General features: G+C 63.1%; 13 protein-coding genes. 2 read left to right on the forward strand and 11 right to left on the reverse strand.

Annotated elements, in window-relative coordinates; translation table 11 throughout:
- Positions 1–64: 64 nt before the first annotated feature.
- Positions 65–2,149, reverse strand: a complete 2,085-nt coding sequence (locus tag J4D52_RS04575; RefSeq protein WP_164485786.1) for a carboxy terminal-processing peptidase — start codon at positions 2,147–2,149, stop codon at positions 65–67.
- A 138-nt stretch (positions 2,150–2,287) separates the two neighbouring features.
- Here J4D52_RS04575 and J4D52_RS04580 point away from each other — a divergent pair, with 138 nt between their 5' ends.
- On the forward strand, positions 2,288–3,250 hold the full coding sequence (locus J4D52_RS04580) for a zinc-binding dehydrogenase (RefSeq protein WP_025805612.1): 963 nt from the start codon (positions 2,288–2,290) through the stop codon (positions 3,248–3,250).
- A gap of 112 nt (positions 3,251–3,362) precedes the next feature.
- On the opposite strand, the gene J4D52_RS04585 is transcribed toward J4D52_RS04580, so the two are convergent.
- The 6 genes from J4D52_RS04585 to J4D52_RS04610 all read right to left on the reverse strand — a co-directional run bounded on the left by J4D52_RS04585 (position 3,363) and on the right by J4D52_RS04610 (position 8,768).
- On the reverse strand, positions 3,363–4,016 hold the full coding sequence (locus J4D52_RS04585) for an HAD family phosphatase (protein WP_009045076.1): 654 nt from the start codon (positions 4,014–4,016) through the stop codon (positions 3,363–3,365).
- A 120-nt stretch (positions 4,017–4,136) separates the two neighbouring features.
- Positions 4,137–5,141, reverse strand: a complete 1,005-nt coding sequence (locus J4D52_RS04590) for an ABC transporter ATP-binding protein (protein WP_063432631.1) — start codon at positions 5,139–5,141, stop codon at positions 4,137–4,139.
- Complete coding sequence (locus tag J4D52_RS04595; RefSeq protein WP_025805610.1) at positions 5,138–5,938, reverse strand: ABC transporter permease; 801 nt, start codon at positions 5,936–5,938, stop codon at positions 5,138–5,140. The genes J4D52_RS04590 and J4D52_RS04595 overlap by 4 nt, the downstream gene beginning before the upstream one ends.
- Positions 5,925–6,770, reverse strand: a complete 846-nt coding sequence (locus J4D52_RS04600; protein ID WP_009050229.1) for an ABC transporter permease subunit — start codon at positions 6,768–6,770, stop codon at positions 5,925–5,927. The genes J4D52_RS04595 and J4D52_RS04600 overlap by 14 nt, the downstream gene beginning before the upstream one ends.
- Positions 6,767–7,573: an alkaline phosphatase family protein gene (locus tag J4D52_RS04605; protein ID WP_025805608.1), complete on the reverse strand. Its 807-nt coding sequence runs from the start codon at positions 7,571–7,573 to the stop codon at positions 6,767–6,769. Before J4D52_RS04605 ends, J4D52_RS04600 begins: the two co-directional genes overlap by 4 nt.
- A gap of 127 nt (positions 7,574–7,700) precedes the next feature.
- Positions 7,701–8,768: an ABC transporter substrate-binding protein gene (locus J4D52_RS04610; RefSeq protein WP_063432630.1), complete on the reverse strand. Its 1,068-nt coding sequence runs from the start codon at positions 8,766–8,768 to the stop codon at positions 7,701–7,703.
- A gap of 352 nt (positions 8,769–9,120) precedes the next feature.
- Between J4D52_RS04610 and phnR the strand changes: the two genes are divergently transcribed.
- The gene (phnR, locus tag J4D52_RS04615; RefSeq protein ID WP_009050226.1) at positions 9,121–9,834 is read left to right on the forward strand and encodes a phosphonate utilization transcriptional regulator PhnR; all 714 of its coding nucleotides are present in this window, start codon (positions 9,121–9,123) and stop codon (positions 9,832–9,834) included.
- 58 nt (positions 9,835–9,892) lie between these two features.
- Here the strand turns inward: phnR and J4D52_RS04620 are convergent, their stop codons facing one another.
- The 4 genes from J4D52_RS04620 to J4D52_RS04635 form a co-directional block, all read right to left on the reverse strand.
- On the reverse strand, positions 9,893–11,239 hold the full coding sequence (locus tag J4D52_RS04620; protein WP_025805605.1) for an amidohydrolase: 1,347 nt from the start codon (positions 11,237–11,239) through the stop codon (positions 9,893–9,895).
- Between the two features lie 108 nt (positions 11,240–11,347).
- Positions 11,348–13,504, reverse strand: a complete 2,157-nt coding sequence (locus J4D52_RS04625; RefSeq protein WP_102676586.1) for a mechanosensitive ion channel family protein — start codon at positions 13,502–13,504, stop codon at positions 11,348–11,350.
- A 78-nt stretch (positions 13,505–13,582) separates the two neighbouring features.
- Positions 13,583–13,789 (reverse strand): hypothetical protein, encoded by a 207-nt coding sequence (locus tag J4D52_RS04630; RefSeq protein ID WP_124303308.1) that lies wholly within the window; start codon positions 13,787–13,789, stop codon positions 13,583–13,585.
- 172 nt (positions 13,790–13,961) lie between these two features.
- Positions 13,962–15,251 (reverse strand): M18 family aminopeptidase, encoded by a 1,290-nt coding sequence (locus J4D52_RS04635; protein WP_053280404.1) that lies wholly within the window; start codon positions 15,249–15,251, stop codon positions 13,962–13,964.
- Positions 15,252–15,344: the final 93 nt, after the last annotated feature.

Here is a 15,344-nt window from a genome sequence, read left to right on the forward strand (position 1 = left end):
TCACGACAGAATGATGACTGTTTGATGACGCTCCGAGGAGCGTCAGCATTGAATTGCCATCATCTCAGTGCTTGGCTACCGCAGTGTTGAGCTTCAGGTAATCGAGGAGGATTCGCCCGGTTTCGCTCAGATAAGCATCGTCTTCCGGCTTGGTCTTGTCCGGATCGGCGGCCGCGATGGCGTCCTCGTCTTCTTTCTTCAGCTCCTTGAGCGGCTCTTCACCCTTGGCCTTGCGGCGGATGTTTTCCAGCGCCAGTTGCTTGGCCTCGATGTCGGCGTGCTGCGCCCGACGTTCGGCTTCGTTGAGGCTGACGGTTTTTTCCGCCATCAGCTTCTTGGCCAGGGCCAGCTTGTCGCGGATGAAGACGAACTCGGCGTCCTTGGCCGAGCGCGCGTCATGCTCGGATTTCAGTTGCGTGAGGAACGGCTTGAACGGATCCACCGCCGGCTTGATGGCCGGGCGAATGGTGTCCCACGGCATGGCTTCGGGCAGGGCGCTTTCGCCGATTTCCTTGGTGTCGATGATCGACGGGTAATCGATGTCTGGCAGTACGCCCTGGTGCTGGGTGCTCTGCCCGGAAACCCGGTAGAACTTGGCCAGGGTCAGTTTCAGCTCGCCGTGGTTGAGCGGCTGGATGGTCTGCACGGTGCCTTTGCCGAAGGTCTGGCCACCGATGATCAGCGCGCGGTGATAGTCCTGCATCGCACCGGCGAAAATCTCCGAGGCCGAAGCCGAGAGACGGTTGACCAGCAGCGCCATCGGCCCTTTGTAGAAGGCGCCAGGGTTTTCATCTTCGAGCACGTCGACCCGGCCGTCGGCGTTACGCACCAGCACGGTAGGGCCCTTGTCGATGAACAGGCTGGTCAGTTCGGTGGCTTCCTGCAGGGAGCCGCCGCCGTTGTTGCGCAAATCGATGACCACGCCGTCGACCTTGTCTTTCTGCAACTCGGTCAGCAGCTTCTTCACGTCACGGGTGGTGCTCTTGTAGTCCGGATCGCCGGCACGGAAGGCCTTGAAGTCCAGGTAGAAGGCCGGGATCTCGATCACCCCGAGCTTGTAGTCCTTGCCATCTTGCTTGAGATTGAGGATCGACTTCTTCGCCGCCTGCTCCTCCAGCTTCACCGCTTCGCGGGTAATGGAGACGATCTTGCTGGTCTGGTCGTTCGGCGCGTTGCTCGCCGGGATGATTTCCAGGCGCACCACCGAGCCTTTCGGACCGCGGATCAGCTTGACCACTTCGTCCAGGCGCCAGCCGACCACGTCGACCATTTCCTTGTCGCCTTGGGCCACGCCGATGATCTTGTCCGCCGGCGCCACTTGCTTGGTCTTGTCCGCCGGGCCGGCCGGCACCAGGCGCACGACCTTGACCTGGTCGTTGTCGCTCTGCAACACGGCGCCGATGCCTTCCAGCGACAGGCTCATGTTGATGTCGAAGTTCTCCGCATTATCCGGCGACAGATAGTTGGTGTGCGGGTCGTAGGACATGGCGAAGGTGTTGATGTACGCCTGGAAGATATCTTCGGCGCGGGTCTGGTCCAGGCGGGCGAGCTGATTCTTGTAGCGCTTGGTCAGCGTTTCCTGAATCTGCTTGGGTTCCTTGCCAGCGATCTTCATGCGCAGGACTTCGTCCTTGACGCGTTTGCGCCACAGGTCGTCGAGCTCCGCGGTGGTCTTGAGCCAAGGTGCGTCCTTGCGATCGATCAGCAAGGATTCCTTGGTGGTGAAGTCGAATTTGTCGACGCCTTTGCCCAGCTCGGCCAGGGCGAAGTCCAGGCGCGCCTTGACGCGGTCCAGGTAGCGTTTGTAGATGATGAAGCCGGCGTTCAGGTCACCGCTCTTCAGGAAGTCGTCGAACTGGGTTTTCCACTTGTCGAATTCCGCGATGTCGCTGGCCATGAAGTAGCTGCGCGACGGGTCCAGCAGCTTCAGGTAGCTGTCATAGATGATCGCCGAGCGTGCGTCGTCCAGCGGTGGCTTGCTGTAATGATGACGCTTGAGCAGCTCGACGACATTGAGGCTGGCAATTACCTCGTCGCGATCCGGCTGAAGTTTGTCCCAGCTATTGGCTGCGAACGTATTGGTCGACATCGGCAGCAGACCGAGACCAATGAAAAGAGCGAGGGCGGTGCTGGGGAACAAATGCTTCATGCTGATTCGACGCGGGGGCAATTGATAACGCATATTAGGCCGTCTTTGAAGTCGCCGGTTCCACAAGGGCCGGTCGCATAATGCAAAAAGCCCGGTGCTACAGCTCCGGGCTCAGTCCAGACTCACTATGGAGGCACTGTGAAAGCATTGCAAGGCGTTGAAGGTCATGTGGAGTGGGTTGAAGAGCCGAGTCCGACGTGCGACGTAGGACAAGTGCGAATCCGCGTGGCAGCTGCGGGACTGAACCGGGCCGACCTGTTGCAACGGGCCGGGCTCTATCCGCCGCCACCGGGCGCCAGCAAGGTGCTGGGCCTGGAGTGTTCGGGCGTGATCAGCGAGGTCGGCCCGGGCTCTGCGTGGCAGGTCGGCGATCGGGTCTGCGCGCTGCTGGCCGGTGGCGGCATGGCCGAGGAAGTGGTGGTCGATGCTCGTCATGTCCTGCCGGTGCCGGAAGGGCTGTCCCTGGCGGAAGCGGCGGCGCTGCCCGAGGTGTACAGCACCGCCTGGCTGAATCTGTTCCAGCTGGCGGCCCTCAAGCCGGGGGAAAAGGTCCTGCTGCACGCTGGCGCCAGTGGCGTCGGTTCGGCGGCGATCCAGCTGTGCAAGGCTTTCGGCAACCCGTGCTGGGTCAGTGTCGGTTCCGCCGATCGCCTGGCCTACTGTGAAGCGCTGGGGGCCCAGGGCGGAGTGGTGCGCACCGATGGCCTGGAAGGGCTGCGGGATTTCGGGCCATTCGATGTGATCCTGGATCCGGTCGGCGCCAACTATGCGGCGCACAACGTCAAGCTGCTGGCCCTGGACGGGCGCTGGGTGCTGATCGGGCTGATGGGCGGGCGCGAGGCCCAATTGGACCTGGCGCAGATCCTCGGCAAGCGCATCCAGTTGCTGGGTTCGACCCTGCGCAGCCGCGACGAGCAGTTCAAGGCCGATCTGTTCAGCGACCTCAGCCAGCATGTCTGGCCGCTGTTCGCCGAAGGGCGCCTGAGCCCGCAGCTGGCCATGACCTTCCCGATCAAGGACGCCGAGGCGGCCTTTGCCGAGCTGGCGACCAATCAGGTGTCGGGCAAGCTGGTGTTGCTGATCGACGAAACGTTGGTCTGATCCTGTAGCCGCTGCCGCAGGCTGCGATAAGCCCGAAGGGCTTCAGCGATCTTCAGATCTTGCGCCCACGTTGTGGGCGATCGCAGCCTGCGGCAGCGGCTTACAGTGGCGCTTATTTCCACTGGTGAATCGGCCAGCCGGCCTTTTCCGCGTGTTCGCGCAGCACCGGGTCCGGGTTGACCACGTGCGGGTAGTCGACCTTCAGCAGCAGCGGCAGGTCGTTGCGCGAATCGGAATAGAAGCTTGCGCCTTCGAGGTTTTCTTCTTCGGCATCCAGCCATTCCAGCAGGCGGGTGACCTTGCCTTCGCGGTAGGTCAGGGTGCCCAGGGTATTGCCGCTGTAGACCCCGTGCAGCACCTCCAGCTCGATCCCCAGGACTTCATCGATGCCCAGGCGTTCGGCAATGGGCTGGACCAGATGGGTGCCCGAGGCCGAGATCACCAGGATCCGGTCGCCGGCCTTGCGGTGTGCGGCGATGGCCTTGCAGGCGTCGCTGAAAATGATCGGCTCGATCACATCCTCGACCCAGGGGCCGACCAGGTGCCCGACTTCTTCCGGAGTACGGCCGGCCATCGGCTCCAGGCTGAAGGCCATGAACTCTTCCATAGCCAGCTTGCCGTGGCTGTAGGCGTCCATCAGCTCATTGTTGCGGCGCATGAAAGACTCGCTGTCGACCCAGCCCAGGCGCCCCATCTGTTCGCTCCAGAGGGTGGCGCAGTCGCCGTGGATCAGGGTTTCGTCCAGATCAAAAATTGCCAGGGCCATTAGTGCAGTTCTCTCCGAGAACAGCTTCAAGCTATAAGCTTCAAGCTGCAAGAATTGGATTTAGGTGCTTAGCAGTCTATCTATAACTTGAAGCTCGCAGCTTGAAGCTTGTCGCTGCCGTCAAGCTACCTCACAGAGGGCCGTGGGATCGATGGAAAGTGCCAGGCGTTGACCGTCCGGGTGCAGGTCGTCCGGCGAGCGGTTCAACACATCCACCACCAGTTCCACGCCACGGGCTTCGACCCGGTAGCGGATCACGTTGCCCAGCAGGCTGTGGCTGCGGATCTGTGCGTCGGGTTCGCCGTCCTTGCGCAGTTCGATGGCTTCGGGGCGTATCGCGATACGCCCGTTGATCGGCCGCTGCAGCAGCTTGCTGGCGCTTTGCGCATCCAGCAGGTTGTAGTTGCCGATGAAGCCCGCAGCGAACACATCCACCGGGGCGGTGTAGAGCGTCTCGGCGTCGCCGCTCTGGACGATCTTGCCCTGGTTCATCAGAAAGATGCGGTCCGACATGGTCAGGGCTTCTTCCTGGTCATGGGTGACGAAAATCGTGGTCAGCCCCAGTTCGCGCTGGATCTGCCGGATCTGCTCGCGCAGGTGCTTGCGGATCCGTGCGTCCAGCGCCGACAGCGGCTCGTCCAGCAGCAACAGGCGCGGACGGGTCACCAGCGAGCGGGCCAGGGCCACGCGCTGGCACTGGCCCCCGGACAGTTGATGGGGATAACGACTGGCGAAGTCGTGCAGCTCCACCAGGCGCAGGACTTCGAGCACGCGCTTGCGGCTCTCGTCGGTGTTGACCTTCTGCATGCGCAGGCCGAAGGCCACGTTCTGCTCCACGGTCATGTTGGGGAACAGCGCATAGCTCTGGAACACCATGCCGATCCCGCGCTTCTGCGGGCTCAGGGGCACTATGTCGTGGCCGTCGAGGAGGATCTTGCCGGCGTCCACCGGGGTCAGGCCGGCGATGCAGCGCAGCAGGGTGGACTTGCCGCAGCCGGACGGGCCGAGGAGGGTGACGAATTCGCCCTTGTGGATTTCGCAGTTGATGTCGCTGAACACCGGGGTGCCAGCATGCCCTGATGGAGAGTAGCTTTTCTGCAGGTGTTGGACGCTGACGAAGCTCATTGGCTTTTGTCCTTGTTCAAGATGTTGGCGGCCCAGGTCAGAACCAGCACAAAGAAGAAGTAGGAAATCACCAGCGCGCTGGTGAAGTGGCCGCTGCTGTTGCGCATGTTGTTCAGGTAGACCTGCAGGGTTTCGTAGCGGGTGCCCACCAGGATGTTGGCGAACACGAACTCGCCGAACAGGAACGAGAACGACAGCAGCAGGGCCACCATCAGGCCCTTGCGCAGGTTCGGCAGCACCACCAGGAAGGCCGCTTGCCAGGTGCTGGCGCCCAGCAGCTGGGCGGCGTCCATCAGGTCGCGCAGGTTGATCGCCTGCAGGTTGTTGGTGATCGCCCGGTACATGAAGGGCAGGGCCACGGTGAAGTAGCAGCCGACGAGGATCCACGGCGTGCCGACCATGGCGAACGGGCCGGAACCGTAGAGTTGCAGCAGGCCCACCGAGGAGACCACCGGCGGCACCGCGAACGGCAGCAGGATCAGGATGTTCATCAGCGCGTCGAGCCGCGGGAAGTGGTAGTGCACCACGAACAGCAGCGGCAGGATCAGCACCACCGACAGGATCAGGGCGCCGACGCAGACCAGCAGCGACTGGCCGAAGGCGTGCAGGAAGCGCGGATCGCTCCATAGCTGGATGTACCACTTGAAGGTAAAGCCGCTGGGCAGGATGGTCGCCGACCAGCTGCTGGCGATGGAGTAGATCAGGGTCCCGGCCAGCGGCAGCAGGAGGATGGCGAACAGCAGGTACACCACGAGCCGGTGATAGAGGGCGGCGGAGCCGGGTTCAGCGCGAGACATGGTAGCTCCTCTTCAACAGCAGCTGATGGACGATGGTCACCAGGGTCATCAGCGCCACCAGGACCACGGCCAGGGCGCTGGCCATATTCGGATCCAGGGAGATGTCGCCGGAAACCATGGCGGCGATGCGGATCGGCAGCACGTTGAAGTTGCCGGTGGTCAGCGCATAGACCGTGGCGTAGGCGCCCAGGGCATTGGCCAGCAGGATCACGAAGGTCCCCAGCAGCGCGGGGGTCAGCACCGGCAGGCCGATGTGGCGCCAGAACTGCCAGCCACTGGCGCCGAGCAATGCGGCGGACTCGCGCCAGTCTTCGCGCAGGGCGTCGAAGGCCGGGTAGAGCAGCAGCACGCCCAGGGGGATCTGGAAGTAGGTGTAGAGGATGATCAGGCCGGTCTTGGAGTACAGGTTGAAGTCCTGAATGATCCCCGCCTGCTTGAGCATGATGGTGATGCTGCCGTTGAAGCCCAGCAGGATGATGAAGGCGAACGCCAGGGGCACGCCGGCGAAGTTGCTGGTCATGTTGGCGAAGGCGTTGACGAAGTTGCGCAGCTTCGAGTCGACCCGGCGCAGCGAGTAGCTGCCGAGTATCGCGATGACGATACCGAACAGGCTCGACCAGAAGCTGATCTCCAGGCTGTACTGGATGGCCTGCAGATAGAACCTGGAACTGAAGATCTTGTTGAAGTTGGCCAGGCCCCAGCCGAACTCTTCCGATTGCAGGCTGTTGACCAGCACCCAGAGCAGCGGGGCGATCTGGAACACGATGAAGAACAGGGCAAAGGGCAAGAGGCACAGGATCGCCAGCCATTTGCCGCGGGTGAATGCATTCACTTCAGCAACTCCCGGCATACAGGTTTGTCGTGGGGCACGCCGAGCAATTCGCAGATGGTGCCGCACAGCTCGGTCTGATCCGGCGTGGCGACAGGGCTGAAGCTGAACGCATCGCCGAGGACGAACAGCGGCACTTCCCGTTCCTCGGGCAGCAGGCCGTTGTGGGAGCGGTCGTTGTTCATGCCATGGTCGGCCGTCACCAGCACCTGGTAGCCGGCGTCGAGCCAGCCTTGCAGGTAGTCGGCGAGGATGATGTCGGCCGTGCGTGCGCTGTTGCGGTACTGCGGGGTGTCGAGGCCGTGCTTGTGCCCGGCGTCGTCGATGTTCATCGGGTGCACCAGCAGAAAGTTCGGGGCATGGCGCAGCCGCAGGTGCTCGGCATCGGCGAACAGATGGGAATCGGGATAGTGGTCGTTCCAGTAGAAATGCCCGTGCTGGATCGGCAGCTTCTTGTTGTCGGTATGTCGGTCCCGGGCCGGCTCGAACGGCGAGCGGTTATACAGCTCGCTGATCCAGTGATAGGCCGCGGCGGCGGTGCTGAGCCCGGCGGCGCTGGCATAGTGGAAAATGCTGCGCTGGTTGGACAGGCGCGAGACGTTGTTGTGCACGATGCCGCTGTCGAGCGGCGGCACCCCGGTCAGGATGCATTCGTAGAGCGGTCGGGACAGGGCCGGCAGTTCACATTCCAGTTTGTACAGCGCTGCGCGTCCTGCGCCGACATAGGCCTGAAGGTGTCCCATGGCATGGCGGGCGACCTCGTGGTTGAGGCCGTCGAGCACGACAAGGATGACGTTGTGTGACATGGGGCGAGGACTCCGCAAGGCAGAACAGTCCTGTAGGAGCGGAGCTTGCCTGCGATGGCTTCACTGCGGTTCAAGACAGACCGCAGTGCCTGGATCGCGGGCAAGCCTCGCTCCTACAGATGCAGCATTACTGCATGTTGATGATTACTTCTTCCTGCCATTTCTGTGGCAGGGCCTTGGAGGTCTTCTCCCAGGCATCGGCGTCCTTGATCGGCGTGACTTTCTTGTACTGCTCGTTGGGCAGCAGGTTGGCCTGGACTTCGGCGGGCAGGGTCAGGTGCTCGGCGCGGATCGGACGCGCATTGCCGCGTGCCAGGTTGATCTGCCCGGCATCGCTGAAGATGTATTCACGGGTCAGCTTGGCCGCGTTCGGGTGCTTGGCGTATTTGTTGATGATAGTGGTGTAGCCGGAGATCACCGAGCCGTCCGACGGGATCAGCACGATGTAGTCGTCCTTGTTGACCATCTTGTTGCGGTAGCTCAGGCCGTTGAAGTCCCAGACCACGCCGACTTCCACTTCACCCTTTTCCATGGTGGCGATGGTCGGGTTGGCCAGCGACAGGCGCCCTTGCTTGGCAATCTCGGCGAACATCAGCAGCGCCGGCTGGATGTTCTTTTCATCGCCGCCCTTGGCGATGGCCGCGGCCAGCACGCCGTTGGCGGCCTGGGCGGCGGTGCTCACGTCGCCGATGGAGACCTTGTATTTGCCTTTCTCCAGGTCGGCCCAGCTTTTCGGCGCTTCGGAACCGTGCAGCAGCTTCTTGTTGATGATGAAGGCGATGGTGCCGGTATAGGCCAGCGCCCAGTTGCCGTCCTTGTCCTTGGCCCAGGCCGGGACCTGGTCCCAGGTGCTTGGCTTGTAAGGCTGGACCACGCCCTGCTTGACCGCGATCGGACCGAAGGCCGCGCCCACGTCGCCGATGTCGGCGCTGGCGTTGTCTTTCTCGGCGGCGAACTTGGCGATCTCCTGGGCCGAGCTCATGTCGGTGTCGATGTGCTTGAGGCCGTAGTTCTTGGCCAGGTCTTCCCAAGTCCCTTTCCAGTTGGCCCAGTCGTCGGGCATGCCGACGCTGTTGACGGCGCCTTCGGCTTTCGCCGCGGCTTCCAGGGTCTTCAAGTCGGTATCAGCGGCCATGGCGGCGGTGCACAGGGCGATGGTCGAGCCTAACAGTGATGCCAGGAAAAGCTGTTTCATCCGAAGCTCCTTTGGGCGTGTTCAACGCTGTGTTTGTCTAACGTTGTTGGTCTAGGTCAGCAATACCTGAGCCAATTTAAGCCGGCTGGATGACACTTTAATGTCGGCATCAGTCCTGCAAGGCATTCGCGGGCGGCAGGTGCGGGGCTGCGAGATAAGCGTAGACCAAGGCTAAACGGCTGATATGAAAGGACTTGGCCAGCCAATTGCAGGCGTCTGGCACAGCCATTGGGCGGCTTTGTCATCTGTCAGTCATATGCATTGCCTAGGCTCTCGGTGAAGGCTGAGTGCCTTTTTTCCAGGCGCGTTTTGCCCTGAAACAGTGCTGGTCTAGTCCAGATAGGTAACGTTGATGCGCGAAGAGGCAGTCAAGGCGGTGACAGCCATTGGGCAGGTCCTGCAGGAACAGATCGATCACGGGTTGTTGGCGCCCGGTAGCAAGCTGCCGGCCGAGCGCAAGCTCAGCGAGTTGTTCGGTACGACCCGGATTACCGTGCGCGAAGCCTTGTTGCAGCTGGAGGCCCAGGGCCAGATCTATCGCGAGGAGCGACGCGGCTGGTTCGTCTCGCCACCGCGCCTGGCCTACAACCTGATGCAGCGCAGCCACTTTCACGCGATGGTCAGTGCCCAGGGGCGGGTGCCGTCGACCGAGATGATTTCGGCGCGCCTGCAACCGGCTTCAGCGGCGGTCTGTGCCTGGCTGCAGTTGCCGGCGCTGTCCAGCGTGATCCAGATCCGTCGGGTACGGCGCATCGACGAGCGCTTGGTGCTGTATGTGGAGCACTACCTCAATCCGCAGTACTTCCCGGGCATCCTCGAGTTCGACCTGAACCAGTCGATCACCGAGCTGTACGCGCGGCACTACGACCTGCATTACGGCCGGGTGCGTTTCGAGATCGTGCCGACCTCCTTGCCGGTGGAGGCCGCGGCGGCGCTGAAGGTGTCGGCCGGCAGTCCCGGGCTGCGGATCGCCCGGGTCAATTACGACCAGCACCAGCGCCTGATCGACTGCGACCTGGAGTTCTGGCGCCACGACGCGATCCATGTCGGCGTCGATGTGGTCTGAGCCCGCTCCCGTTGCAGGAGCGGGCTTGCTCGTGATGATGCCAGGGGCGTTTCAATCCTTAGGGTTTGGCCCCGGCAAACAGGTAATCGGTGGCCAATGACGCCAGGGTGCGCACGCCCACCAGCAGCGCCGACTCATCGACAAAGAACCCCGGGTTGTGGTTCGGCGCGGCCTTGGCCATGTCCTGGTCCCGCGGCGTCACGCCGAGAAACACGAACAGCCCCGGCGCCTCCTTGGCATAGAAGGAAAAGTCTTCCGCGCCCCCCACCAACGGGCCCTGCACCACATCGTCCTTGGCCGCCCAGCGCAGGCTCGGCAGCATCTTCTCGGTCAGCGCCGGGTCGTTGATGGTCGGGTCGTACTTCTCGATGATGCTCACCTCGGCCTTGGCGCCGCCGCTTTCGGCGATCTTTTCCACGGTCTGGCGCACATCGCTGTGCAGCTTCTGGCGGATACCGTAGTCGTAGGAGCGAATGGTGCCGGTCATGTCCAGCGACTCGGGGATGATGTTGTAGCGCGTGCCGCCGTTGATGGTGCCGATGCTGACCACCGAGGGAAACGACGAGATATCGGTGCGGCGGCTGACCACGGTCTGCAGCCCGACTACGGTCTGGGCGCCGACCGTGATCGGGTCGATGCCGTCCCAGGGGCGGCCGGCGTGGGTCTGCTTGCCGAGGATCCTGATGCGCAGGTCGTCGGAGCTGGCCAGGGTCGGGCCCGGACGATAGGCGATGCGCCCGGCCGGAATCCCGGCCCAGACATGCAGGCCGAACACCGCGTCCGGCTTGGGCGATTGCATCACGCCTTCCTGCACCATCATCTTCGCGCCCCAAGTGTTCTTGCCGTCGGGGACGAAATCGCTCGGCCCTTCTTCGGCGGGCTGGAAATAGAACACCACGGTGCCGGGCAAGCGCTCGCGCATGTCGCTGAGGATTTTCGCCGTGCTCAGCAGGATGGCGGTGTGGGCGTCGTGACCGCAGGCGTGCATGACGTCCACTTCCTTGTCCAGGTAGCGCCCCTTGGCCTTGGAGGCAAACGGCAGGTCCGCGACTTCCTTGACCGGCAGCGCGTCCATGTCGGCGCGCAGGGCCACGGTCGGGCCGGGCAGGGCGCCCTTGAGCACCGCCACCACGCCGGTGCGGGCGACGCCGGTCTTGACCTCCAGGCCCAGGGCGCGCAATTGCGTGGCCACAAGCTCGGCGGTGCGGTGTTCGGTGTTGCCGAGTTCCGGGTGGGCGTGGATATCGCGACGGGTTTCCAGCAGCGTCGGCTCCAGGGCCTTGGCCTGTTCGGCGATGTGCTTGCGGGCCAGTTCCATGGCGCTGTCGTCGACAGCGTTGGCGGCCTGGCTGGACAAGGCCAGGACGCCGATCAGGCAGGCTTGGGCGATAGTGGATAGCTGCATAGGGGACTCTCTCCATGATTATTGTTGTGGTGTTCAGGTAGCAAAACCTGTGACCGCCCCAGCCGTGGAGAGTGCGGCCGCGCCCTTGCCGATGCGCGGCCGGATGCCTTACTCCTCTTGCTGGGGCCCGCCGCCGGCGGTGATCACTTGCACGCTCATGCGTGGCGTGGCCAGGTCCATTCCGGCTTCGTCGAGGTGGCGCTTGAGGGACAGGTTGAACGCCCGTGACACCTCCCATTGCTTGATTGGCGCGGTCTTGAAGCGGGCACGCAGAATCGCGTTGCCGGACTCGAAGCTTTCCACCCCCTGGAACTCCAGCGGCGACCAGATATTGCGCCGTTGCAGCGGGTCGGTGCGCATCTTCTGGCCGACGTCGCGCATCAGCTTGATGGCCTCGTCTATGTCCATGTTGTACGGAATGGCCACCCGAAAGATCGCGTAGCCGAACTCCCGGGAGTAGTTCTTGATGCTCTTGATTTCGCTGAACGGGATGGTGTGCACGATGCCGTCGATGTCCCGCAGGCGCACGGTGCGGATGGTCAGGCCTTCGACGGTACCCAGGTGGCCGCCGACGTCCACGTAGTCGTCGATGGCCAGGGAGTCCTCGATGATGATGAACAGGCCGGTGATCAGGTCGGCCACCAGCGACTGGGCGCCAAAACCGATGGCCAGACCGATCACCCCGGCACCGGCCAGCAGTGGCGTGACGTTCATGCCCATGTTCGCCAGGGCGACGATCAGGCCGATGATGAAGATCGCCACGAACAGCACGTTGCGGATCAGCGGCATCATGGTCTGCGCCCGGGCATTGGCCAGGCCTTTGCGCGAACGGGTCAGGGCGTGGTGCACCGCGGTGTCGCTGAGGATCCAGATCAGCCAGGCGAACAGCAGGGTGCCGCCGAGGCCGAACAGCTTGACGCTGATTTCGTGGCCGTCGCCTTCGGTGAAGCGGATCAGCGACATGCCCCAGACCCGCAGGCCGAGTTCGATGAACACCAGCCACACCACCAGGTGGGCGAGGGTGTAGAAGAAGCCTTTCAGGCGCTCGGAGTACAGGGCGTGGCGCTTGTGCCCGCGCTGGGGCTTGAGGGAATGGCGGCGCACCAGGCCGTTGATCACCATGCACAGCACCAGCAGCACGGTGCAGATCAGCGACTGGCGCAGGGCGGTGCTGGTGTCGCCGGCGGAGATGAAGGTGGCGAACAGGGAAATGGCCACCAGCACCAGTGCGGGCAGGTACCAGAAGGTGCCGATAATCTCGATGGTGTCGCTCAGGGCGCGGCGGGTCAGGCGGCGGGACAGCGGCTGGTTGCGGATCAGGTGAGCGATCGGCCGCCGGAAACGCAGGATGAACACTCCGGTGGACAAGGCCGCCATGACATTGGCGAAGGTGGCCGCGGTGTGTGCCAGATGGCTGCCCAGGCTGGCGATCAGCCGCGGGTCGCTCAGGGCCTCGCCGAAGGCGGCGAAACTGCCGATCAGCCACAACGGCCGGAAAGCCTGGCGGCGCAGGATGTACAGCGCGCGGTGACGATTCGGGCCGTCCAGCACGGAAAAGGCGATCACGCAGATCGCCGAGAAGCAGGTGCCGACCACCAGCGCATAAGCCAGGACCATGGCCAGGTCCTTGCCCAGGGACGACGGCAGTTTGTAGGTCATGTACACGGTCATGATCAGGGCGATCAGCCAGGGCCCCAGTTTGCGCAGGGCGAAGCGCAGCAGGTCCCAGGTCTTGGGGTGTTGCGGCAGTTCTTCGGTGAGGCCGAAACGCTCCCGCAGGCGGTGACTGAGCCAGATCAGTGCCGCCGCCAGCAGGCTCCAGACCATCAGGATCAGGGCGAAGGCGAAGATGATCGGCAGCCATTCGCTGGCCGGCAGCATCAGGGCCGCCAGTTCATCCTGGGCCTGATCGAATTCGTTCGACCAGCGGGTGATCGGGCTGTCGGCGCCGGAGAACTGTTTTTCGAAGCTGGACAGGGTGCCGCCGATCAGGCCGAGCACGCCTTCTTCGGCGGGTGTCTGGGCCTTTTTCGTGGCGTCGCGGAGCTTTTTCAGGTCGGTCAGCAACTGGGTGCGTTGCTGGTCGTTTTCCAGGGACTTGATCACTTCATCCAGCGACTGTCCCAGGGGCTGCTCGGCTTGTGGCTGGCTCTTGCCGCTGTTGAGCAGGCCCGGCAAACCTACCGCCTGGGCCGATGACAGCGGCAACAGCGTCAGGAGACAGAGAAACAGGCAGTAGGGCAGAACGGAAAGACGAGCAAACACTGGGCGGTCAACCTCAGAAAAAGCGGATCGACCGAGTGTACGAGGCAGCTAATACCAATGCGAGCCTGGACGGCGCATTTATTCGGCGAGTTTGGCGAGGATCTTGTAGATCACGGTGCCAAGGATCAGCAGCATACCGGCCCACATACTGAAGATGCCGGCATTCTTGTCGCGGAAGTTGTAGCCGATGGCCAGCAGGATCATCCCCGAGAGAATGGGAATGAGCATGGCGTGGAACGAAGACATCGAGATCATGGCGACAGCCTTGTCGGAGGGGATACTCATCAGTCTAGGTGGCTTTGGCGGAGTTCGGGTTGATGTGCATCAGAAATGCCTCGATGCCTGGATTTTCGCGTCTTGTAGGAGCGAAGCTTGCTCGCGATGGCGGCGACGCGGAGGTACTGGACGACCGCGTCATCGTTCATCGCGAGCAAGCTTCGCTCCTACAGAAGAGGGCTTACGGCAGGTCGCGGCTGGCGTAGAACGCGCTCAAGACCTTCACCAGATGGGCCAGGTCCTGGCTGCCGCACAGTTCGCGGATCGAGTGCATGGCGAAGGTCGGCAGGCCGATATCCACGGTGCGCACGCCCAGGTGGCTGGCGGTGATCGGGCCGATGGTCGAGCCACAGCCCATGTCGCTGCGCACCACGAAGCTTTGCACCGGCACTTCCTCGGCCATGCACAGATGGCGGAAGAAACCGGCGGTTTCGCTGTTGGTGGCGTAGCGCTGGTTGCTGTTGACCTTGATCACCGGGCCGGCGTTGAGTTTCGGGCCGTGGTTGGCATCGTGCTTGTCGGCGTAGTTGGGGTGCACGCCGTGGGCGTTGTCGGCCGAGACCAGCAGCGACTTCTGGATGGTGCGCACGAATTCGTCGCCTTCGGGCAGCAGGCGGCGCAGGGTCTGCTCGAGCATCGGTCCGTCGGCGCCGCAGGCCGAGCAGGAGCCGACTTCTTCGTGGTCGTTGCAGACCAGCACGCAGGTTTCCTCGGTGTCGGCGTTGAGCAAGGCTTGCAGGCCGGCGTAGCAGGACAGCAGGTTGTCCAGGCGCGCGCCGGCGATGAAGTCGCCGTGCAGGCCGATCACCGCGGCGCTTTGGGTGTCGTAGAAGCTCAGCTCATAGTCGAGCACCACATCGGCGTTCAGGCCGTGTTCGCGGGCCAGCTGGTCGGTCAGCACCGCGCGGAAGTCCACCCGCTCGTCGCCGGCGAATTGCGCGAGGATCGGCGGCAGTTCGGTCTGGGCGTTGATAGCCCAGCCCTGGTTGGCTTCGCGATTGAGGTGAATGGCCAGGTTGGGGATGGTCGCGATAGGCGCCTTGAAGTCGATCAGCTGGCTTTCAACCTTGCCGTCGCGACGGAAGGTGACGCGGCCGGCCAGCGACAGGTCGCGGTCGAACCAGGGCGCCAGCAAGGCGCCGCCGTAGACTTCCACGCCCAGTTGCCAGAAGCCCTGGCGTTGCAGCTCCGGTTGCGGCTTGACCCGCAGGCATGGGCTGTCGGTGTGCGCGCCGACCATGCGGATCCCGCCTTGCAGGGGCGAATGCCGACCCAGCTTGACGGCCACGATGGAGGAGTCATTGCGAGTGACGTAGTAGCGACCGTTGGCTTCGGTGGTCCAGGGTTCGCGCTCGTCGAGACGCTGGTAGCCTGCGGCCTCCAGGCGTTGAACGAGGCTGGCGGTTGCATGGAAAGGGGTAGGGGAGGCCTTGAGGAAGTCGATCAGGCCCTGGTTCAACTCTTCGCGCATAAGTAACTCCAGACAGCAGTGGCGCGAGTTTACCGTATCGGCTCGCGGCATTGCAGGCGCAATGCCGTTGAGGGAGACAACATTCATCGCAGC

Source organism: Pseudomonas sp. GW460-12-10-14-TSB1 (assembly GCF_017349775.1).
Taxonomy (GTDB): Bacteria; Pseudomonadota; Gammaproteobacteria; order Pseudomonadales; family Pseudomonadaceae; genus Aquipseudomonas; species Aquipseudomonas piscium.